At 73.2% G+C, this 19,634-nt stretch carries 21 protein-coding genes; 11 read left to right on the forward strand and 10 right to left on the reverse strand.

Going from position 1 to position 19,634, the window contains the following annotated elements; translation table 11 throughout:
* Positions 1-43 precede the first annotated feature (43 nt).
* The 4 genes from ABC270_RS02980 to ABC270_RS02995 form a co-directional block, all read right to left on the reverse strand.
* Entirely contained in the window at positions 44-2,125 is a 2,082-nt protein-coding gene (locus ABC270_RS02980; RefSeq protein ID WP_412879434.1) for an iron ABC transporter permease, read from the reverse strand.
* A gap of 2 nt (positions 2,126-2,127) precedes the next feature.
* Positions 2,128-3,117, reverse strand: a complete 990-nt coding sequence (locus tag ABC270_RS02985) for an ABC transporter substrate-binding protein (RefSeq protein ID WP_412879435.1) — start codon at positions 3,115-3,117, stop codon at positions 2,128-2,130.
* A gap of 64 nt (positions 3,118-3,181) precedes the next feature.
* Positions 3,182-4,078 (reverse strand): ABC transporter ATP-binding protein, encoded by an 897-nt coding sequence (locus ABC270_RS02990; RefSeq protein WP_412879436.1) that lies wholly within the window; start codon positions 4,076-4,078, stop codon positions 3,182-3,184.
* A gap of 66 nt (positions 4,079-4,144) precedes the next feature.
* A complete protein-coding gene (locus ABC270_RS02995; protein WP_412879437.1) occupies positions 4,145-4,468 on the reverse strand; it encodes a hypothetical protein in 324 nt (107 codons plus the stop codon).
* A 188-nt stretch (positions 4,469-4,656) separates the two neighbouring features.
* Here ABC270_RS02995 and ABC270_RS03000 point away from each other — a divergent pair, with 188 nt between their 5' ends.
* Together ABC270_RS03000 and ABC270_RS03005 are read left to right on the forward strand one after the other, a co-directional pair.
* Entirely contained in the window at positions 4,657-5,334 is a 678-nt protein-coding gene (locus tag ABC270_RS03000) for a TetR/AcrR family transcriptional regulator (RefSeq protein ID WP_412879438.1), read from the forward strand.
* 97 nt (positions 5,335-5,431) lie between these two features.
* Positions 5,432-5,626 (forward strand): DUF2795 domain-containing protein, encoded by a 195-nt coding sequence (locus ABC270_RS03005; RefSeq protein ID WP_058724973.1) that lies wholly within the window; start codon positions 5,432-5,434, stop codon positions 5,624-5,626.
* A 49-nt stretch (positions 5,627-5,675) separates the two neighbouring features.
* Here ABC270_RS03005 and ABC270_RS03010 read toward each other — a convergent pair whose 3' ends face one another.
* The 3 genes from ABC270_RS03010 to ABC270_RS03020 form a co-directional block, all read right to left on the reverse strand.
* Positions 5,676-7,172 carry a threonine/serine exporter family protein gene (locus ABC270_RS03010; protein WP_412879439.1) on the reverse strand — a complete coding sequence of 499 codons (1,497 nt, stop codon included), beginning with the start codon at positions 7,170-7,172 and terminating at the stop codon, positions 5,676-5,678.
* Positions 7,173-7,246: 74 nt separating this feature from the next.
* Complete coding sequence (locus ABC270_RS03015; protein ID WP_412879440.1) at positions 7,247-7,501, reverse strand: hypothetical protein; 255 nt, start codon at positions 7,499-7,501, stop codon at positions 7,247-7,249.
* Positions 7,502-7,581: 80 nt separating this feature from the next.
* Positions 7,582-8,022, reverse strand: coding sequence for an OsmC family peroxiredoxin (locus ABC270_RS03020; RefSeq protein ID WP_058724976.1), 441 nt, complete (start codon positions 8,020-8,022; stop codon positions 7,582-7,584).
* Between the two features lie 138 nt (positions 8,023-8,160).
* On the opposite strand from ABC270_RS03020, the gene ABC270_RS03025 reads away from it, so the two are divergent.
* The 3 genes from ABC270_RS03025 (at position 8,161) to ABC270_RS03035 (ending at position 10,370) form a co-directional block, all read left to right on the forward strand.
* On the forward strand, positions 8,161-8,778 hold the full coding sequence (locus ABC270_RS03025) for a DUF805 domain-containing protein (protein ID WP_412879441.1): 618 nt from the start codon (positions 8,161-8,163) through the stop codon (positions 8,776-8,778).
* Between the two features lie 102 nt (positions 8,779-8,880).
* Positions 8,881-9,930, forward strand: a complete 1,050-nt coding sequence (locus tag ABC270_RS03030; protein ID WP_412879442.1) for an NAD(P)-dependent alcohol dehydrogenase — start codon at positions 8,881-8,883, stop codon at positions 9,928-9,930.
* 92 nt (positions 9,931-10,022) lie between these two features.
* Positions 10,023-10,370: a hypothetical protein gene (locus ABC270_RS03035; protein ID WP_412879443.1), complete on the forward strand. Its 348-nt coding sequence runs from the start codon at positions 10,023-10,025 to the stop codon at positions 10,368-10,370.
* Positions 10,371-10,449: 79 nt separating this feature from the next.
* On the opposite strand, the gene ABC270_RS03040 is transcribed toward ABC270_RS03035, so the two are convergent.
* Positions 10,450-12,312 (reverse strand): gamma-glutamyltransferase family protein, encoded by a 1,863-nt coding sequence (locus ABC270_RS03040; RefSeq protein ID WP_412879444.1) that lies wholly within the window; start codon positions 12,310-12,312, stop codon positions 10,450-10,452.
* Positions 12,313-12,455: 143 nt separating this feature from the next.
* Between ABC270_RS03040 and ABC270_RS03045 the strand changes: the two genes are divergently transcribed.
* The 4 genes from ABC270_RS03045 to ABC270_RS03060 all read left to right on the forward strand — a co-directional run bounded on the left by ABC270_RS03045 (position 12,456) and on the right by ABC270_RS03060 (position 16,187).
* Positions 12,456-13,655 carry a peptidoglycan DD-metalloendopeptidase family protein gene (locus tag ABC270_RS03045; protein ID WP_412879445.1) on the forward strand — a complete coding sequence of 400 codons (1,200 nt, stop codon included), beginning with the start codon at positions 12,456-12,458 and terminating at the stop codon, positions 13,653-13,655.
* 122 nt (positions 13,656-13,777) lie between these two features.
* The gene (locus tag ABC270_RS03050; protein ID WP_412879446.1) at positions 13,778-14,569 is read left to right on the forward strand and encodes a sulfite exporter TauE/SafE family protein; all 792 of its coding nucleotides are present in this window, start codon (positions 13,778-13,780) and stop codon (positions 14,567-14,569) included.
* Entirely contained in the window at positions 14,566-15,204 is a 639-nt protein-coding gene (locus ABC270_RS03055; protein ID WP_412879447.1) for a DNA alkylation repair protein, read from the forward strand. The genes ABC270_RS03050 and ABC270_RS03055 overlap by 4 nt, the downstream gene beginning before the upstream one ends.
* Positions 15,205-15,284: 80 nt before the next feature.
* Complete coding sequence (locus ABC270_RS03060; protein WP_412879448.1) at positions 15,285-16,187, forward strand: aminoglycoside phosphotransferase family protein; 903 nt, start codon at positions 15,285-15,287, stop codon at positions 16,185-16,187.
* 24 nt (positions 16,188-16,211) lie between these two features.
* On the opposite strand, the gene ABC270_RS03065 is transcribed toward ABC270_RS03060, so the two are convergent.
* Positions 16,212-16,814, reverse strand: coding sequence for a TetR/AcrR family transcriptional regulator (locus ABC270_RS03065; protein ID WP_412879449.1), 603 nt, complete (start codon positions 16,812-16,814; stop codon positions 16,212-16,214).
* Between the two features lie 50 nt (positions 16,815-16,864).
* On the opposite strand from ABC270_RS03065, the gene ABC270_RS03070 reads away from it, so the two are divergent.
* On the forward strand, positions 16,865-17,392 hold the full coding sequence (locus tag ABC270_RS03070) for a GNAT family N-acetyltransferase (RefSeq protein WP_412879450.1): 528 nt from the start codon (positions 16,865-16,867) through the stop codon (positions 17,390-17,392).
* On the opposite strand, the gene ABC270_RS03075 is transcribed toward ABC270_RS03070, so the two are convergent.
* The gene (locus ABC270_RS03075) at positions 17,362-18,180 is read right to left on the reverse strand and encodes a polysaccharide deacetylase family protein (protein ID WP_412879451.1); all 819 of its coding nucleotides are present in this window, start codon (positions 18,178-18,180) and stop codon (positions 17,362-17,364) included. The two genes, ABC270_RS03070 and ABC270_RS03075, sit on opposite strands and share 31 nt — an antisense overlap.
* 236 nt (positions 18,181-18,416) lie before the next feature.
* Between ABC270_RS03075 and ABC270_RS03080 the strand changes: the two genes are divergently transcribed.
* Positions 18,417-19,610, forward strand: a complete 1,194-nt coding sequence (locus tag ABC270_RS03080; RefSeq protein ID WP_412879452.1) for a zinc-dependent alcohol dehydrogenase — start codon at positions 18,417-18,419, stop codon at positions 19,608-19,610.
* Positions 19,611-19,634: the final 24 nt, after the last annotated feature.

Genomic DNA, 19,634 nt, shown 5'->3' on the forward strand with positions numbered 1-19,634 from the left:
CGGCTGGCACCGCTCCTCCCGTCCGTCAGTGGGCCGAGCGCCGTCAGTGCGCCGCCCGCGGCGTCCTCAGGAGCAACCACACGAAGTAGGGCGTGCCGACGAGCGCGGTGAGGATGCCCGCGCCGAGCTGGGCCGGCGCGATGACGGTCCGTCCGAGCAGGTCCCCGAGGCAGACGAGCACCGCTCCGAGCAGCACCGCCACCGGCACGACCCGGGCGTGCGCTCGACCGACCAATGAGCGGGCGGCGTGCGGCGCGACGAGCCCGACGAAGCCGATCGTCCCGACGGCCGCGATCGCCGTGGCGGTGAGGAGCACCGAGAGCGTCAGGAAGCCGAGGCGGGTCCGGCCGAGTCGGACCCCGAGCAACCTGGGGGAGTCCTCGTCGAGGGACACGATGTCGAGCTCGCGGTGGCCGGGCAGCACGAGCGCGAGGGCCACCACGAGCACCGCGACCACGGGCAGTGAGTCCTGCCACGTCCGGCCGTACGTCGAACCCGACAGCCAGGTCAGGGCCTTGTTCGCGTTGAACGGGTCGGTGACCACGATGAGCAGGCTGATGAGTGCCGTGAGCCCGGCCGACACCCCGACGCCGACGAGCACGAGGCGGTTCTGCCGGAACCCGCCGCGGGCCGCGAGGCCGAACACCACGAGTGCCGCAGCTGCGGCGCCGGCGAACGCGGCACCGGCCACGCTCCACGTCGAGGCCGCGGGGACCGCGGTCACGACCAGTACTGCGCCGAGCCCGGCGCCGCTCGAGACACCGAGGACCCCGGGGTCGGCCAGCGGGTTGCGGGTGACGCCCTGCACGAGCGTCCCGGCGAGTGCCAGTGCAGCACCGGCCAGGAGCGCGGCGGTGACCCGCGGGACGCGGGTGTCGAGGATGAACGCGATCGCCTGGTTCGCCCTGCCGGTCAACCAGTTCGTGACGTCACCGAGCAGGAGCTTCGCGTCGCCGAGCAGCACCGACGCGACGACCACGCCGACGAGCACGGCCACGAGGGCGACCACCGTCAGGGTGACGGCGAGCCGCCCCGGGATGCGGGACACCTCGAGCGGGGTCGTCTGTCCGGTGTCCCGCATCCGGAGCGCCATCACGACGAGGAACACCGCGCCGACGACGCTCGTGACGACGCCAGTGGGGACGGTCACCGCCCGGTCACCGGACACGACGGCGCGGAGCAGCACGTCGGAGGCGACCACGATGCCGGCACCGACGAGCCCCGAGACCATCAGGAGCGCCCACGAGCGGTGCAGGGTCGGGAAGGTCCTCGCGATCGGACGCACGAGCGCGGGTGCACAGAGACCGACGAACCCGATCGGCCCCGCGATCGTGACCGCCGCCGCGCTGAGCAGCACGGCGAGCACGACCGCCACGACCCGGGTGCTCCGGACCGGGACGCCGAGCCCGCGGGCGGCGTCGTCGCCGAGCGCGAGGGCATCGACCCGGTGGGACAGGACCAGGAAGCCGACCACACCGACGGCCACCACCGGGAGCATCGACAGGACCGTGTCGTACCCGTTCTGCGCGATGCCGCCCTGGTTCCAGCTGTACAGGCCCCGGGTCTGCTGCGGGAACAGCAGGACGAGCGCCTGCGTGACGGATCCCAGGCCGAGAGCGAGCGCCGTCCCGGCGAGGACGAGCCGCAGGGCGCCGCTGCCGAGCCCGGACAGCGCGAGCACCAGGGCGGCTGCCGCGAGCCCGCCGAGGAACGCGATCCCGGACTGCGCGACGACCGGCAGTCCGATGCCCGACACCGCGACGATGCCGAGTGCGAGGTACGCGCCCGCGTTCACGGCGAGGGTGTCCGGCGCCGCGAGCACGTTCCGGGTCACCGCCTGCAGCGCTGCGCCGGCGACGCCGAGCGCGAAGCCGACCACGAGGCCGGCTGCGGCGCGGGGGAAGCGGGAGGCGACGACGACGGACGCGTCGGCGCCGTCCGCTCGGCCGGTGAGGGCCTTCCAGACGTCCGCGACCCCGACGTTCGCGGTGCCCTGGGTCGTGTCCACCGCTGCGAGCACCGCGACGAGCACGATCCCGGCGACGAGCAGCAGGACGCCGAGCGCGGGCCGGGCGACGCTCGTGGAGCGCCTCCCGGCCCGCGCGGGCGCGGTGGTCCCGGTCACCGCTACTTCGTGAGCGCGGCGACCGCGGCGTCGACGTAGGCGTCCATCGCCCCGGGACCGCCGAACATCCAGATGCCGTCGTCGAGACGGTGCACGTGGTCCTGCTCGACGAACGGCAGCGACTTCCACACGGCGTTCGACGCGAGCGTCGTGCCGAAGACGTCGTCCTCGCTCGCGGTCTTGTTGTCGATGTACAGGAACTGCGTGTCCGCCGGCAGCTTCGTCAGCCCTTCCACGTCGGTCGAGCCGAGGCCGTACGCGGCGTCGCCCTCGATGCCCGTCCCGGACCATGCGTCCGCGAGCCCGAGCTCGGCGTTGACCTGGCCGATGAGCGAGCCCTTCGTGTACGGCCGGATCGTGACCTGGTTCGACAGGACGTACCCGTCCGCGAACGCCACCTTCGTGCCGGCCTTGCCCGCGTCGGCGATCTCCTGCTTGCCGTCCGCGATCTTCTCCTCGAGGGCCTTCCACACGGCATCGGCCTTCGCGGTCGTGCCGGTCGCCTCCGCGATGAGGTCGAGCGTGTCCTTGATGGTGTCGAGCTGCGCGCCCGACTTCGCCGAGGCGATGACGATCGTCGGGGCGATCTTGCGGAGCTGCGCGACGACCGAGTCCTTGAGGTCGGTCGTGGCGACGATGAGGTCCGGGGCGATCGAGGCGATCGTGTCGGTGCTCGGCTCGCCGCGGGTGCCGATGTCCTTCGGGTCACCGGTCAGCGGGACCTTCGAGTCCCACTGGCTGTAGCCCTTCACGTCCGCGACGCCGGCGGGCGCCACCCCGAGGGTCTCGAGGTCCTCGACGACGTTCCACTCCGTGCCGACGACCTTCTTCGCGGGGCCGTCGAGCGTCACCTTCGTGCCCTGGGCGTCGGTGACCGTGATCTTCGCGGCGGAGGGGCTGGCGTCGGTCGCCGCCTGCGTCGAGCCGCAGGCGGTGAGGGCCAGTGCGGCTGCCGCGGCGATGGCAGTGGCGGTGAGGAGTCGTCGCTTCATGGCGGCTCGGTTCTTCCTGTTCGATGAGGGTGGAGCTGGGCTCGGACGCGTGCTGCGCCCGACGTCAGCGGGCGGGTGCAGGGGTGGTCCGGGAGTGGTGTCGACCGATCGCGCGGGTCCGGAGCGCTCCGGTGGTGGGGTCGTGGTCCACGTCGATGCGGATGCCGTACACGTCCGAGAGGCGCTCGGCGTCGAGGACGTCCTCCGGGCTGCCGTCCGCGACGACGACGCCGGCGCGCAGGAGCACGAGACGGTCCGCGACGGCGGCCGCCTGGTCGAGGTCGTGGAGCACGACGCCGACGGCGGTGCCGTGGACGTCAGCGAGGTCGCGGACCAGGTCGAGCAGCTCCACCTGGTAGCGGAGGTCGAGGTAGGTGGTCGGCTCGTCGAGCAGGAGGACGCCGGTCTGCTGCGCCAGGCAGCTCGCCAGCCACACCCGTTGCAGCTGTCCGCCGGACAGCTCGTCGGCGGGCCGCTCGGCGAGGCTCGTCAGACCCGTCACGTCGAGCGCGTGGGCGACGACGACCTGTCCGTCGGGGTCCTGTCCGCCGAACCGACCGCGGTGGGGGTGCCGTCCGAAGGTCACGAGGTCGCGGACCCGGAGGCCACCCGGGACGGGGCGGCCCTGGGTGAGCAGGGCGACCTGCCGGGCGAACGCCTTCGGCGTCAGTGCGAGGCCGTCGACGACGTCGGTCCCGTCGGCGTCCCCGGCCGCACGCGCCGTCGACACCGGCCTGGAGGCACGGCCCGCGTCGTGTGCGTCGGTCGCGCCGCGCAGGTGCACGGCCCCGGAGCGCGCGGGCTGGAGCCGCGCGATCGAGCGCAGGAGCGTCGACTTGCCGGACCCGTTCGGTCCGACGAGGGCGGTCACCGTCCCGGCGGCGAGCTCCAGCGAGGCGGCGTGGACGACGTCCTCGCCGTGGTACCCCACGGTGACGTCGCGTGCATGCAGATCGACCACGAGGTAAGGGTAGCCTCACCTACTTAGGTTCACCTAACGCGTGACGGGATCCCGGATGGACGATCGTCAGCAGGGCGCGTCGGAGGTGCGGGCCAGGCGCTCCAGCAGCTCGCGTGCCGACAGCGCGGCGGCGAGCTCGACCTCGACCGGGTTGATGCCGATGGCCCGCTCGAACGCACGACGTCGCGCCTGGTCCACGATCGGGACCTCCGGGCGCTGGGGGAGTTCGGCGATCGCACGCGCGGCGGCCTCGAAGGCTCCGGACGGCCGGCCGAGCTGCTCCCACATCGTCCGGACGTCGTGCGCGACCTGGTCGGCGTCGCCGCCGAACTCGAAGCCGGCGGACGCCATGGTCGCGAGGCCGTGCGCGATCGAGTCGTTCGGGGACATGGCGGCATCGTCACACGACCGGCCGCGAACCGGCTGAGCGGGGCGCCTGTCCCCCGTAATGCCGACACCCGGACCGGGGATTCTGGTGTCCCCCGTCATCCACCAGGATGGATCGTGCACCCGTTCCGGGTGCAGCACGCGCCCCACGAGGGCGCCCCGGACAGGACGTCCGGCGAACGGAGGGCACGATGCTCGAGAACACCAGCGCGGACACGCACGCGGCAGCCGCTGCGGCCGCCACCCTGCACCTGCGGATCACGATCGTCGGGGCGACCGTCGACCTCCTGCGCGACGTGCCCTTCCACGAGGCGCGACCCGAGCAGGTCGCAGAGCGGATGGGGATCACGCTCACCGAACTCGAACTGCACTTCCCGTCGTGGGACGGTCTCGTGCTCGCCGCCGTCGACCGCTGGAACGGCGGCCGCATGGAAGAGGTCGCGGCCGAGGTCGGCGACGCCGCCACGGTGGACCTCCTCCGCGCGATCGTCGCGTCGAACGCCGAGGACCCGGCACTCATGCGGCTGCTCGTCGCGCTGCTGTCGGTGGCCGGCAACCCGGCGCACCCGATGGCCACGTACCTCCGCTCCCGCTACCAGCTGTTCTTCTCGCAAATCAAGCGCGGCCTCGAGCGGGACGTGGCCGTCGGCCGGGCCCCGCACACGATGGACCCCCGGCGTGGTGCCGAGCAGCTCATCGCCCTCTACGAGGGGCTGCAGCTCCAGGCGCTCCTGCGTGCCGACATGGACCTCGTCCAGGCGTTCGACCGGGCCGTGGCGCGCCTCGAGGCTGGCTGGATGGAGCGGTACCAGCCTCGCGCCCAGGTCCAGCACGCCACGTGGAGCGACCCGGGCAGCTGGGAGATCTGACCCGCAACCCGGTGGTGTTGGCCGGGATGCGCGGACCCGTGCGGGGACGAAGTCCGAGCGGGGTACTCGGTGGAGACCCCAACCGGAAGGAGCCGTCGTGGCGAACCCCAACCCGATCGAGATCCAGAAGTACCTGAGCGGCATCGAGTACCCGGCGTCGAAGGACGACATCGTCGCGACCGCCGAGCGCGAGGGCGCCTCGGGCGACGCGCTCGAAGCCCTGAAGAACATCCCGGACGGTGACTACGACGCACCCACCGCCGTCTCGAGCGCCGTCACCGACGCGAGCTGACGACGCCACGGGCCGACATCGACCGGGGTGACGGCCGGCCGCGCCGGGGTCACCAGCGCGGCCGGCTGCCGTCCCCGGGGTCGTAACCCGAGTCGCGGATCACGCGGAGCGCCGTGGTGTCGCTGTGCACCGAGTGGACGACGACCTTCCGCGCTCGCCGCAGGGCCCGTCGCGCGCCCGGCGTCGCGAAGAGCCCGCCGAGCACGAGGCCGGCGCCGATCGCGAGCGCGACGGTCACGGCGGACACGAAGTCGAGTGCCGAGGTCGACGACCCCGACATCACGTTGAGCAGGGCGTTCGACACCGCGACACCGGGGAGCAGCGCGCCGCAGAACGCCGGGACGGCGATCGCCCCCACGGCGGTCCGCATCCGCGCAGCGGCGATCGTCGCGAGCACGCCGAGGAGCACGGACGCGAGGAACGTCGCGCCGAGGAGCGGGAACCCGAGCTGACGCAGCGCCCACAGCGACGCACCGGCGGCCACCGAGAAGGTCACCGCGACCGGGATCACCCGCGCGCTGGCCTGCTGCACGAAGCAGTTCGCCGCGGCGGACACGACCGTGAGGGACAGCGACGCCCACAGCGGCAGCGGATCGAGCACGATGCCGGACGGGTCGACCTCGATCCGCAGCCAGTGCGTCAACGCGATGCCCGCCGGGACCCCGACGACGATCGCGGCGATGACGAGCAGGATCGAGAAGGCCCGCGCGACCGCCATCGCCCGGAAGCCCGAGATCGCGTCCTGCGCCCAGGTCACGAGCGAGACGTGCGGCAGCAGCAGCACGACGAGCGCGGCCACCATCGTCGCCGCACCGGCCGGCCCGAGGACGCCCGCCGCGATCGCGAGGGTGCCGAGGGCTGAGGCCACCGCGCCCTGGGCTCCCGACACGAAGAACTGTGGGAAGCCCCGTCCGGTCAGCCAGCGGCCGGACACGATGATCCCCATCATCAGGACGAACGCCCCGAGGCCGGCTCGCCACCCGCCGCCGGCCTGCATCGCGATCGAGGTGCCGAGGATCGCGAGCCCGACGTCGGCGAGCCAGTTCGGCCACCGGGGCGGCATCCGGAGCACGGCGACGAGGGCGCTCACGGCTGAGGTCATGTCGCGCGCACCGTGCACGAGGTCGTCCACGATCTGGTTCGCCCACGCGAGGCGCCCGAGGTCGGAGCCGTCGATCGTCACGGTGCGGAACTTCACGAGCGCGGGGCCGTCGGCCGGCGCGTACTGGATCGTCACCGAGCTGCCGGTGAGGTCGAGGTCGAGCGGCGCGAGGTTCCACTTCGTCGACACCGCGACCACCGCGGTCTCGACGCTCCGGGTGTCGGCGCCCGAGGCGAGCATGACCTCCGCGAGGTCGAGGCAGAAGTCGACGATCTGCACGGGGGAGTACTGCTCGCGGGGTCGGACGTCCGGGGCGACGTCCTCGTAGATCGTGCCGCGCAGCCGTGCGCGGGCGTCGCGGAGGTCGTGCTGCGCGACCTTCCGGACGCGGGGCCGCGGCGGGCGGCCGGGTCTCGGCACGCCGGGGAGGGACTGCTCGGCCATCCCGCCATGGTGCCAGTCGCGGTCGACCGAGTCCGGACGTGCGCTGAACGCGGCCCTGCCGCCGGCTGGGACGGTCAGCGCCGTCGACGCACGCTGAGCCGGCCGAGGGCGAACGCTGCGACGACCGCGCCGACCAGGATGAGGACCGGCCCGACGACCTGCTGCCACGAGTGCGTCACCGGGTCGAAGACCGCTCCGGCGAGCGGGGCGTACGCGAACCAGCCGAACGAGGCGGTCGGTGCGGAGAGCCAGACCACCACGCCCGCGACCAGGACGGCGGCGCCCGCCCACAGGGCGAGCCAGGTCGGGGTGGCGAGGAACCGGGGCACGGCACTCAGCGTAGGTGACGGACGGACGGGAGGCCCGTGGCGGGGTCGCCACGGGCCTCCCGGCCGTCAGGGGGTGACGGCTACTGCTCGAACGTCGCGTGCAGCTCGATGTCGACGCCGGTGAGCGCCTTGGAGACCGGGCAGGTCGCTTTGGCCTCGTCAGCGGCCTTGAGGAAGGCCGCCTCGTCGATGCCGGAGACCTCGCCGCTCACGGTGAGGACGATGCCGGTGAGCTTGAAGCCGCCGGCCGAGTCCGGGCCGAGGGAGACGTCGGCCTTGACGTCGAGCGCCTCGACGGTGCCGCCGGCCTCGCCGAGGATCGCCGAGAACTGCATGGCGTAGCAGGAGGAGTGGGCCGCGGCGATCAGCTCCTCGGGGCTGGTGGTGCCACCGGCCTCGTCCGCGGCGCGCTTCGGGAAGGACACGTCGTAGGTGCCGACCTTCGAGCTCGAGAGTTCGACCTGGCCGGAACCGTCGTTGAGGCCGCCGTTCCAGGCGGTGCGTGCGGTGCGCGTGGGCATTCCCGCTCCTTTCGTGTGGGGTCGGCCCCGTGCGGAGCCGTCGACTCCGGTCCGGAGCCAAGGCCGAGTCAATCGGAGAACGACCGTTCTCGCAACCTGCTCACGGGGAAGACGCAGGTCTGCCCTACGATCGGGCGCATGGGGGACAGCACGTCGTTCCGGACGCGGGTGCTCGAGCAGGGGCCGGTCGACGTGTCCCGACGCCCGGACGTGGCGTGGGTGCGGTTCTGGACGCAGGGGTGGCGGTTCCACGGCCGCGCCAGCCGGACGGAGTTCTTCTGGGTCATCGCCCTGCAGGCAGTGGTCGCCCTCGCGGTCTGGTGGCTCGTGCAGCAGCTCGGCATGACCGCGCGCTGGACGGTCTACGCCGACCCGTTCGGCATCGTCCCGTCGCCGCAGGTCGGGTTCCACCTGTTCGAGATCCACCAGGGCCGGTCCTCCACCGCGTGGTGGGGGTACGGGTCGGGCCGTGACGCCTGGCCCGACAGCTGGGACGTCGCGATCATCGTGGGGCTGCTCGTCACCGCGATCCCGCGGTGGTCGTTGCTCGTCCGGCGGCTCCACGACCGCGACCACACCGGGATGTGGATCCTGCTCCTCGTCTTCACCGGCCCGATCGGGTGGTTGGTCGTCACCGGCATGGTGGTCAGTCGTCCCCGCGTGCGTGGTGCGCGCTTCGACCGTGGGCTGTTCGCCGGGCGTCGGGAGTCCCTGCCCGACCCGGATCCGGGCCCGGCACTTACGCAACAGGTGTAGTTTGGCGGTGGATCGGCCCGATCCGATCGCGACGCCGCACCCCGTGACGCCCGACGAGTCGAGTCGACGCTCACCAGTGACCCGTCAGGAGGAGCAGCAACCATGCGTGCCGTCGTGTTCGAGCAGTACCAGACCTTCCCGTCCCTCACGGACGTGCCGAAGCCCACGCCCGGGCCGGGCGAGGTGTTGCTCAAGGTCGCCGGCGCCGGGGCGTGCCACTCCGACGTCGCCGTCTACCGCGAGTTCCGCGAGGGCCAGCCGGGAGCGCAGGCACCCGCGTTCGTCCTCGGGCACGAGAACTCCGGCTGGGTCGAGTCGGTCGGCCCCGGCGTGACCGGGTTCACCTCGGGGGACGCCTACCTCGTGTACGGCCCCGTCGGGTGCGGGCACTGCTCGTACTGCTCCAAGGGGCAGGACACGTACTGCGAGAACGCCGCCACGAACCCGTACGCGGGCATCGGCCTCGGCCGCGACGGGGGCATGGCCGAGTACGTCGTCGTGCCCGCGCGGAACCTCGTGCCCCTCGGCGACGCCGACCCGATCACCGCGGCACCGCTCAGTGACGCCGCCCTGACGCCGTACCACGCCATCAAGGCAGCGCTGCCGAACCTCGCGGGCGGCGGCAAGTACGCGCTCGTCGTCGGGCTCGGCGGACTCGGACAGATCGCCGTGCAGATCCTCACCGCGCTCACCGGAGCGACCGTCATCGCGACGGACGTGAAGCAGGACGCGATGGACCGAGCCGCCGCCCGTGGCGCGGTCACCGTCCCTGGGGGCCCGGGCCAGGTCGCCGCCATCCGGGACATCACCGGCGGGCGCGGCGTCGACGCCGCGTTCGACTTCGTCGGTGCCACCCCGACGGTCAAGACGGCGCAGGCGTCGATGGCGATCGGCGGCCGGTTCACCGTCGTCGGCATCGCCGGCGGCACGACCGAGTGGAACTTCTTCTCGACCCCGTACGAGTCGACGATCACGAACACCTACTGGGGCACGATCGAGGACCTGCACGAGGTCGTCGCGATGTACCGGGCGGGCCAGATCGTGCCGGACGTCGAGCGGTACGCACTCGACGACGCGCTCGAGGCCTACCGGAAGCTCGAGGCCGGGGAGCTCTCCGGTCGAGCCGTCGTCGTGCCGACCCTCGGTCGCTGACGACGATCCGGTAACGGGACTGGTCCGGACCGGCCCGCCGGGGCTACCGTGAGCTCGCGGGGCAGTGGCTGCTCCGCAGTGGGGAGCAGATCATGGTGACGAACCCGGAGTACACCGAGGCCGTCAGGCCGCGGGCCTCAGGCGACGGGACCACCGACGGTGGCATGGCGGTGGGGATCCCGTACGACGCTCCCGAGCGCGGCCTCGTCAGCGGCGTGTCGGAACCGGTCTCGCGGTCGGGACTGGTCTGGCGGATCGTCGCCTCGATCGTCCTCGCCGCGATCGGCATCAACGCGCTCGTGGTCGTGGGCCGGATCCTCGCCGGCCCGGCTGACGTGTGGGCCGGCGCGATCGGCATGGCGGTCATCGCGCTGCTCGCGCTCGCGTACCCGGTCGTCAACCTCGTGCGCTGGGTGCGCGCCGCGCGGCCCCGCAGCTGACGCTCGACCGTCGGCCCGTGCGCCGGACGGGAGGCCCGTGGCGACTCCGCCCCGGGCCTCCCGTCGTCCGGCCCCGTCCTCAGCGAGCGATCGCGTAGCCCTGCGCGCCCCGAGGATTGGCCGCCGCCCCGACGACCCCGATTGACGGGTCGCGGGTGACGCAGCACAGCCGGCCGAGCGCCCAGTCGCCGGCTCTGGTGACGACGTGTCCACGGGCTTCCAGTGCGTCGATGACGTCGGCGCCGAGCCGGTCCTCGACCACGAGGCCAGCGGGTTCCCACGTCCGTGGCCAGAACGACCCGGGGAACGAGGTCGTGTGCAGCATCGGCGCGTCGATCGCCTGCTGTGGTGAGTAGCCGCCGACGATCCACCGCAGCAGGAAGAGCAGCTGCCACTGGTCCTGCTGGTCGCCCCCGGGCGACCCGAGCGCCGCGACCGGGTGGCCGTCCCGGAGCACGAGGGTCGGCGTGAGGGTGGTCCGGGGTCGCTCGCCGGGTGTCAGTGTGGACGCGGTGCCCTCCTCGAGCCAGGTCATCTGCAGCCGGGTGCCGAGGCAGAACCCGAGACCCGGGATCGTCGGCGACGACTGGAGCCACCCGCCGGACGGCGTCGCGCTGACGATGTTGCCCCAGCGGTCGACCACGTCGATGTGGACCGTGTCACCGCGTGTCTCGCCGTTCGGGGCGACGAACGGCTCGCCGCGGTCCTCGACCGGGACGGTCTCGTCCGCGTCGGAGGCGACCCGGACGGTCGGCTCGCCGACGGTGCCGTCGGCCTCGGTGTCGTACGCGGTGCGGAGCGGCGGGGTGGCGTGTTCGAAGCCTGGCACGGTGCCCGGTCGGAGCTCGGCCGAGGCCTGCTCGCCGATCAGGGTGCGACGCTCGTCGGTGTACGCGTCCGAGAGCAGGACCTCGAGGGGTACGTCCCCGTCGCCGTAGAACAGGTCGCGGTCGGCGAGGGCGAGCTTCTGCGCCTCGACGATCGTGTGGACGCCGACCTCGGTCGACGGGTCGAGCAGCGCGTCGTCGAACGGTTCGAGCAGCCGCAGGGTCTCGAGCAGCGCCGGGCCCTGGCCCCACGGCCCGGTCTTCGCGATCGTGCAGCCGCGGAACTCGGCCGTGGTCGCCGGTTCGTACGTCGCGCGGAACGCCTGCAGGTCGGTCGCGCGGATCACGCCGGCGTGGTCCGTGCCCGAGGCGTGCCGGTGCGGTTCGCGGACGAACGCGTCGATCGTCTGCGCGACGAGGCCCTCCGCCCACTCGGTGCGAGCGGCGTCGATGCGGGCCGTCCGGCCGGCGTGCTCACCGCCGGCGGCGACGAGCCGCTCGTAGACGGCCGCGAGCGGCTCGTTGCGGAGCAGGTCGCCTGGGACCGGCACCGTGCCTCCCGGCAGCCACTGCGCAGCCGACGTGGGCCAGTGCTCGCGGAACAGGTCCTGCACGGCCGTGATCGTCCGCACGACGCCGGCGGTGACCGGGTGACCGTCGCGGGCGTACCCGATCGCCGGGGCCAGGACGTCCGCGAGGTCCCAGGTTCCGCGATCGCGGAGCAGGAGGAGCCAGGCGTCCACCGCCCCGGGCACCGCGGCGGCGAGGGCGCCGGCGCCGGGGACGAGGTCGAGGCCCTCCGCGAGGAAGTGTCCACGTGTCGCGCCGGCGGGGGCCGGTCCCTGCCCGCAGAGCACGACCGGTGTCGGGTCGTCGGCCGTCGCGAACACCGCCGTGAGGTCACCGCCCGGACCGTTGAGGTGCGGCTCGACGACCTGCAGCACGAAGGCTCCGGCCACCGCGGCGTCGAACGCGTTGCCGCCACGCTCGAGCACCGACTGGGCCGTGGCGGTCGCGATCCAGTGCGTGGACGCGACCGCTCCGAACGTGCCGGCGAGGTCCGGGCGCGTCGGTGTCGAGGTGGGCGGGACGAAGGCGGGGTTCGGTGTCGGCATGCTCCCATCCTGCTCCGCTCGCACCGTGCCCCCGGAACTGGGGTTGTCCTCGCGGACGCAGAACACCGACCATCGTTCGGTGACTCGTGCAGGGCGGGTCGCAGTCCGTGCAGGGGCACGGCGCACCGACCAGCAGGGGAACCATGACCAGCAACCCGTCCATCGCCACGCGTCCGCGCCGGCCGTTCCGAGCCCGCGCGTCCCGCCTGGCAGCGGGCCTCGCAGCGATCGCCGTCGTCGCCGGTGGCTTCATCGGAACGGCCGAGCCGGCCTCCGCCGCCGTCGTCTGGAAGGGCTCCGTCCCTGCCGGGACCACGCTCAACCCGGGTGACTCGGTCACCTCGCCGAACGGACAGTTCCGCCTCGTCCTGCAGGGCGACGGCAACCTCGTCGAGTACGGCATCGGCAACGCTGTGCTGTGGGCGTCCGGAACCTCGAACAAGCCCGGCGCGATCCTCAAGATCGGCAAGAACCGTGCGGTCGACCTGCTCCTCGGCGGCAAGCGGGTCACGCGGTGGTCGTCGGCAGGCACCAAGCAGTCGACGTCGTTCGTCCTCCGCGGCGACGGCACGATGGCACTGCTCTCCGGCACGACGCCGATCGTCAGCTGGAAGGGGTACCAGGACCGGGTCCCGGCCGGGTACACGATCCTCGGCGGCACCACCCTCCGCTCCGACGCGAGCACCACCCGCACCCTCGAGATGCGCACCGACGGCAACCTCGTCCAGTCGGTGGCGGGCAAGGTCGTGTGGTCCTCCGGCACGTCCGGGAACCCCGGGGCGTACGCGGCCGTGCAGACCGACGGCAACCTCGTCGTCTACACGGCGGCGAACGCGGCCAAGTGGTCGACGCGCACGTACAAGTACGGCGGTGGTCAACTCCTCGTGCAGGTCGACGGGAACGTCGTGCTCTACGGGAAGAGCGACACCCGCGTCTGGTCGACGAAGCCGGTGACCGGCTTGCGCTGGCCGGTGGCGAGCACGAAGATCTCCGGACGGTACGGCGACGACCGCGGCGCGAACCACGTCCCGCGGTACCACCAGGGCACGGACTCCCCGGTGGCCGTCGGTACGCCGGTCTACGCCTCCGGGACGGGCACCGTGACGACCACCGTCGCGAACAACGCCACGTACGGGAACTACGTCGTCGTGACCTACGGCAACGTGACCGTCCTGACGGCACACCTGAGCGCGATCCAGGTCAAGAAGGGACAGATCGTGTCGCTCTCGACCACGATCGGGAAGTCGGGCAACACCGGACAGTCGACGGGGCCGCACGTGCACGTCGAGACCCGCCGCGGCGGCACCCTCATCGACCCGCTGTCGATCCTGCACTTCCGCTGACGCGGGCGGGCAGTCGGGGGCGACCTCTGCCCGGGGCAGTCGTCCGGGGAACGGCCGTCCCGCAGGACAGCCCACGGGGACTGGTACGCCGGTTCCCGCGACGCGCGTCCTAGGCTGGGACGATGCCCCGGACCCTCGCCCTCGTCGCGATCGGCGTCGTCGCCGGGCTCCTGTCGGGGCTGTTCGGCGTCGGCGGCGGTGTGGTCGTCGTCCCCGCCCTGATGGCCTTCGCCGGCATGGACCAGCGTCGTGCCTCCGCCACCTCGCTCGTGGCGATCGCACCGGCGGCCGTCGTCGGTGCGGTCACCTACGCCGTGCAGGGAGAGGTCCACTGGCTGGCGGCCCTCACGCTGGCGGTCGGCAGCGTCGTCGGTGCGCCGATCGGTGCACGACTCCTCCGGACCGTCCCGCTCCGTGCCCTGCCGTGGATCTTCGTCGGCTTCGTCGCGGTGGTGCTCGTCTCGCTGTTCACGACGGTCCCGACCCGCGGCGGCGAGGTGCACTTCGGCGTCGGCGAGGCCTTCGTCCTGCTCGCCCTCGGGCTCCTGTCGGGCGTCCTGTCCGGGCTCGTCGGTGTCGGGGGCGGTGTCGTGATCGTGCCGGGGCTCGAGGTGGCGCTCGGTGCCGGTGACCTGTTGGCGAAGGGGACGTCGCTGCTGACGATGGTGCCGACGTCGGTGTCCGGCACCGTCGCGAACCTCCGACGGCGTGCGGTGGACGTGCGGGTCGGCCTCACCGTCGGTGTGACCGCCGCCGTCTGCTCGCCGGCCGGTGCGTGGCTCGCACGGCTGGTGGACCCGCAGGTCAGCACGTGGCTGTTCGCGGCGTTCCTCGTCGTGGTCGCGGTGATCGTGCTGCGGCGCGGTCGCCGGAGCCGACGGGCGGCGGAGGCGACCGCCGGGGAGGTCGCGTGACGGGCCTCCAGGCCGGCGGGTCGGCGGAGGACGTCATCACGGCCCTCGCTCGCACGACCGGCGACGTCGCCGCGGCCCGCAGGGTCGCGCGGCGGTTCGCCGCCCTCGACGAGGGTGAGCGCTCGGCGCTGCTGTGGAGCGAGGACGCGGGTGCGCGGCTGGTCGCGGTGCTGCTCCTCGTGCAGGCGATGCGGGCGCGTCCGGACGACGAGTTGACCGAGGAGTACCTCGCCGCGGCGAAGGCCGAGCGGTTCGACGACCCGGTGCTCGTGGACCTCGCGGCGGAGGAGCTCGTGGGTGCACCCCTCGTCGCCGGCGGGTCGACGGGGCCGCTCTTCGCGCTCGCGAAGTCCGACGTCGCGATCGTGCGGCGGATCGCGGTGGTCGCGACGCTGGCGTTCGTGAAGCAGGGCGATGCGGACGTCGCTCTCGGGATCGTGGGTCGGCTCGTCCGGGAGCGCGGCGACACGGTGCAGTCCGCGATCGGCTGGGTGCTGCGGGAGGTCGGGAAGCGCGCTTCCGAACCGGCGCTCGTGGCGTTCCTCGAGCGGCAGGGCCGCTGGCTCACGCCCGTCGCGCGTGCGACGGCGACGGAGCACCTGCCCCCGGCGGAGCGGGACCGCTTGCGCGGGTGACGGCCTGGAGGCACGGGGCACCTCCGTCCCGTCGGTGGCGTGCCCGGGCCCACGTACGGCGCCCGTCTACCCTGCTGCCCATGGACACCGACGCGCCCCGCATCGACGCCGACCTCGTCCATCGGCTCGTCGCGACGCAGTTCCCCGGGTGGGCGGACCTGCCCGTCCGCGAGGTCGCGCACCAGGGCTGGGACAACCGGACCTTCCGGCTCGGTGACGACCTGAGCGTGCGCCTCCCGAGCGCCGCCGGGTACGTGCCCGCGGTCGAGAAGGAGCAGCGGGTCCTGCCGTACCTCGCCGCGCGCCTCGACGTCCCCGTTCCGGAGCCCGTCGCGACCGGGGCGCCCGACGCCGACTACCCGTTCCCGTGGTCGGTGCGCCGTTGGCTGCCGGGCTCCTTGCTCGTCGACGTGCCGGACGCGGACCGGACGCTGGCCGCGACCGACGTCGCCGCGGTGCTCGTGCAGTTGCGCAGCCTGCCTGTCGGACCGGGGCCGGCTGCTGGCGCGCACTCGTTCCACCGCGGGGCCCACCCGTCGCACTACGCCGCCGAGGTCGTCGCCGCGCTCGACCGACTCGGCGCCCGCGTCGACCGCCGGGCGTGTGAGGCCGTCTGGGACGCAGCGACGCGCTCGGCATGGAGCGGACCGCCCGTCTGGTTCCACGGCGACGTCGCTCCCGGGAACCTCCTCGTGGACGACGGAGGCCGTCTCAGCGCCGTGATCGACTTCGGGACGTGCGGCGTGGGGGACCCGGCGTGCGACCTGGTGCTGGCGTGGACGTTCCTCGACCCCGATGCCCGCCGGGTGTTCCGCGACGCGGTCGGCCTGGACGCGGACACATGGGCGCGGGCTCGCGGCTGGGCGCTCTGGAAGTCGCTCATCATGCTCGCCGGGAGCGCCGGGCCGGGTGACGCGGACGAACACCGGGCGGTCCTCGACGCCGTGCTCGCGGACCCGGTCACGGATCCTGGGAGGGTCTGACGGGATCAGCGCAGCGGAGCCCGATCAGCTCCGCGGATCGGGCTCCGCTGCGAGCGCCGCGCGCAGCACGACGTCGAGCGCCGCCGACTGGCGCTCGGGCGTCCAGTGCTCCGGGTCGCCGGCAGCGAGCGCGGTGACGCCCTCCACCGCCGCGCCGAGCGACGCTGCCCGCGCCGTGCAGGTGTCCGCAGGCAGGTCCGTCGCGGCGCCGATGAGGCGCGCGAGCCGATCGGCGAACGCGCGGGCGTTCCTGGCGTGTCGCTCGGCGAGGACCGGGTCGCCGAGTGCTGCAGCGAGGAAGCCGACCCAGACGCGGGCCTCCGCGGCACGGTCGGCGTCCGTCGCGAGTGCCCCGAGCGCCACGGCGCGGACGGCCGCGGCGGGGTCGGGAGCGGTCGACTCGGCCTGGTCGGCTCGGACCCGGGTGCGCTCGTGGAGGACGTCACGGGCGTGGAGGAGCAACGCGCGCTTGTCCGGGAAGGTGTGCAGGACGAGCCCGGTGGTGCAGCCGGCCCGCTCGGCGACGGCGCGCAGGGTCAGCCCGGTGGGGCCGAGTTCGGCAAGGGTCGTGAACACCGCGTCGGAGAGGCGTGCGCGCTGCGCGGCGTCGTCGCGGATCCGGGGCACAGAGTAAGCGTAACAGGTGTTACCGTAACGATCGTCACGAAAGGACGGCCATGCCCGACGCCACGCCCTGGACCATCACGACGACTTCCTTCGACGATCCCGACGCGGACCGCCTCCGCCGCGCGCAGCGCCGGGAGCTCGACGACCGCTACGGCTCGAGCGACCACGAACCGGGCGTGCCACCGTCGGCCGCTGACGTCCCGGTGTTCCTCGTCGCGCGGGACGCCGACGGCACTCCGGTGGCCTGCGGCGGACTCCGGCCGCTCACTGACGACGTGCTCGGACCCGGCGTGGTCGAGGTGAAGCGGATGTACGCGGCTCCCGGGGCCCGCGGCACCGGCGTGGCAACGGCGGTGCTCCGGGCACTGGAAGAGGAGGCCCGCCGACTCGGAGCACGGCGGCTGGTGCTCGAGACCGGGCCGGCCCAACCGGACGCGATCCGGTTCTACCAGCGCGAGGGGTACGAGCCGATCCCGCTCTTCGGCGCGTACACGGGCTCGGACGTCTCGGTCTGCTTCGGTCGCTCCCTCGACGCCGCGGATCCGGATCAGCGCGAGAACACGTCGTCGAGCGTGTAGGTCCCGAGTCGCCGCTGCCGGAGGAGTCGACCGAGCCGGGGGAGCGCACCGATCGTCCCGGGGTGGTTCGCGTGGCCGATGACGATCCGCCCCGCCGTGAACCACTCGTCGGCGAACCCGACGATCTGGCCGGCGCCGATGTCCCCGGAGTCCGCGAGCGTGCCGTACCAGAGCAACGGCGTCGTGTAGCCCACGCGCGCGGCGGCGGCGTCGACCCGGGCGTCGTGGTACCCGTACGGCGGCCGGAAGTACGGGCGGGCATCGACGCCGAAGGTCCGCTCGATGAAGTCGTGGTTGCGGGTGAGCTCGTCCTCGATCGCCTGGTCGGGTAGCCCCGTCAGTGCCGGGTGGTCCCACGTGTGGTTCCCGATCTGCACCTGGCCCGACTCCACCAGCGGACGGATGGCGTCGGCGTGCTCCGTCCACGACGGGCGCACGCCGTTGACGAAGAAGGTCAGCCGCGTGCCCGTCTCGCGGGCGAACCGGACGTAGGCGTCGACGACGTCGGAGGACGCGCCGTCGTCGACCGTCCACGCGATGGCGGGCGTCCCGGCGGGCAGCGCCGTCACCGTGCCGGCCGGGAGCGGGACCTTCGCGATCGTCGGCGCAGTCCAGGTCGGGGTCGGCGTCGGCGTCGGCGTCGACGACGGGACGCCGACGGGCACCGAGGAGCGTGACGGATCCGCGACGCGCCGAGGCGTGGCAGGCGAGCACGCCGACAGCGCCGAGGTGGCGAGCAGCGCACCGGCTCCGGCGAGCAGGGTGCGACGGGTGGTGCGGTGGTCCATCCCCACCACGATCCGACGGGTTCTCGTCCGGCACATCGCCGTGGCGGACGATCCTGCGGTGGCCGGTCGGCCACCGCAGGTCGCCGCACGGTCGGACGGGAGGCACGGCTCGCCGTCGCCGGTACCGCGTGTCGGGGACGCGGCTGGGAGGGCACCCGGGGGCGGGCGGGTAGCGACGGGGCGGAGACGAGCCGTGCCTCCAGGCCGGCCCGGAGCGACCACGAGAGGAACGCGACGTGCGCGCACTGACCTGGCAGGGCACCGAGAAGGTGTCCGTCGAGACCGTCCCCGACCCGACCATCCAGGAACCCACCGACGCGATCGTGCGCATCACGTCGACCGCGATCTGCGGGTCCGACCTGCACCTGTACCGGGTGCTCGGACCGTACATCGACAAGGGCGACGTCCTCGGGCACGAACCGATGGGCATCGTCGAGGAGGTCGGCTCCGGCGTCTCGAACCTCAAGGTCGGAGACCGCGTCGTCATCCCGTTCAACATCTCCTGCGGGCACTGCTGGATGTGTCGGCACGGGTTCCAGTCGCAGTGCGAGACCACCCAGGTGACGGAGTACGGCACCGGCGCGTCGCTCTTCGGGTACACGAAGATGTACGGCCAGGTGCCCGGCGGTCAGGCCGAGTACCTCCGGGTGCCCCACGCCGACTACGGTCCGATCGTCGTCCCCGACGACGGGACCCCGGACGACCGCTGGCTGTTCATGAGCGACATCCTGCCGACCGCCTGGCAGGCGGTGCAGTACGCCGACGTCCCCGAGGGCGGCACCCTCGCGGTGCTCGGTCTCGGCCCCGTCGGGCAGTTCGCCGCCCGGATCGGGAAGCACCTCGGCTACCGGGTGCTCGCCGTCGACCCCGAGCAGGTCCGACGCGACCTCGGGGCGGAGCACGGCGCCGAGGTGTTCGACCTGTCCGACGACCTCGTGCCGCAGCTGGTCGACCTGACCGACGGTCGCGGACCCGACGGCGTCGTCGACGCGGTCGGGATGGAGGCGCACGGCAACCCCGTCGCCGGGTTCGCGCAGCGCGCTGCCGGACTGCTGCCGGACAAGCTCGCCCAGAAGGCGATCGAGACCGCCGGTGTCGACCGGCTCGCAGCCGTGCACACCGCGATCGACCTGGTCCGCCGGGGCGGCACGGTGTCGCTCAGTGGAGTCTACGGCGGGATGGCCGACCCGATGCCGATGATGACGCTGTTCGACAAGCAGATCACCATCCGCGAGGGCCAGTGCAACGTCAAGCGCTGGATCGACGACATCATGCCGCTCGTGTCGGACCCCGCGGACCCGCTCGGCACGCTCGACCTCACGTCGCACCGCGTGTCGCTCGAGGACGCACCGCGCATGTACTCGGTGTTCCAGAAGAAGCAGGACGACTGCGTGAAGGTCGTGCTCGATCCCGCGATGGCCGCGGCGTGACCGGGTCGCTGGCGTCCTGTGGCG

This window comes from Curtobacterium phoenicis (genome assembly GCF_047238015.1).
GTDB lineage: Bacteria > Actinomycetota > Actinomycetes > Actinomycetales > Microbacteriaceae > Curtobacterium.

Excerpts from the sequence above, each read along its gene's own strand:
- ABC270_RS03050 (WP_412879446.1), top strand. The coding sequence starts at position 13,778 with ATGCCCCGGACCCTCGCCCTCGTCGCGATCGGCGTCGTCGCCGGGCTC.
- ABC270_RS03030 (WP_412879442.1), top strand. The coding sequence starts at position 8,881 with ATGCGTGCCGTCGTGTTCGAGCAGTACCAGACCTTCCCGTCCCTCACG.
- ABC270_RS03020 (WP_058724976.1), bottom strand. The coding sequence starts at position 8,022 with ATGCCCACGCGCACCGCACGCACCGCCTGGAACGGCGGCCTCAACGAC.
- ABC270_RS03010 (WP_412879439.1), bottom strand. The coding sequence starts at position 7,172 with ATGGCCGAGCAGTCCCTCCCCGGCGTGCCGAGACCCGGCCGCCCGCCG.
- ABC270_RS03000 (WP_412879438.1), top strand. The coding sequence starts at position 4,657 with ATGCTCGAGAACACCAGCGCGGACACGCACGCGGCAGCCGCTGCGGCC.
- ABC270_RS03025 (WP_412879441.1), top strand. The coding sequence starts at position 8,161 with ATGGGGGACAGCACGTCGTTCCGGACGCGGGTGCTCGAGCAGGGGCCG.
- ABC270_RS03075 (WP_412879451.1), bottom strand. The coding sequence starts at position 18,180 with ATGGACCACCGCACCACCCGTCGCACCCTGCTCGCCGGAGCCGGTGCG.
- ABC270_RS03040 (WP_412879444.1), bottom strand. The coding sequence starts at position 12,312 with ATGCCGACACCGAACCCCGCCTTCGTCCCGCCCACCTCGACACCGACG.
- ABC270_RS02985 (WP_412879435.1), bottom strand. The coding sequence starts at position 3,117 with ATGAAGCGACGACTCCTCACCGCCACTGCCATCGCCGCGGCAGCCGCA.
- ABC270_RS02995 (WP_412879437.1), bottom strand. The coding sequence starts at position 4,468 with ATGTCCCCGAACGACTCGATCGCGCACGGCCTCGCGACCATGGCGTCC.
- ABC270_RS03035 (WP_412879443.1), top strand. The coding sequence starts at position 10,023 with ATGGTGACGAACCCGGAGTACACCGAGGCCGTCAGGCCGCGGGCCTCA.
- ABC270_RS03060 (WP_412879448.1), top strand. The coding sequence starts at position 15,285 with ATGGACACCGACGCGCCCCGCATCGACGCCGACCTCGTCCATCGGCTC.
- ABC270_RS03070 (WP_412879450.1), top strand. The coding sequence starts at position 16,865 with ATGCCCGACGCCACGCCCTGGACCATCACGACGACTTCCTTCGACGAT.
- ABC270_RS03045 (WP_412879445.1), top strand. The coding sequence starts at position 12,456 with ATGACCAGCAACCCGTCCATCGCCACGCGTCCGCGCCGGCCGTTCCGA.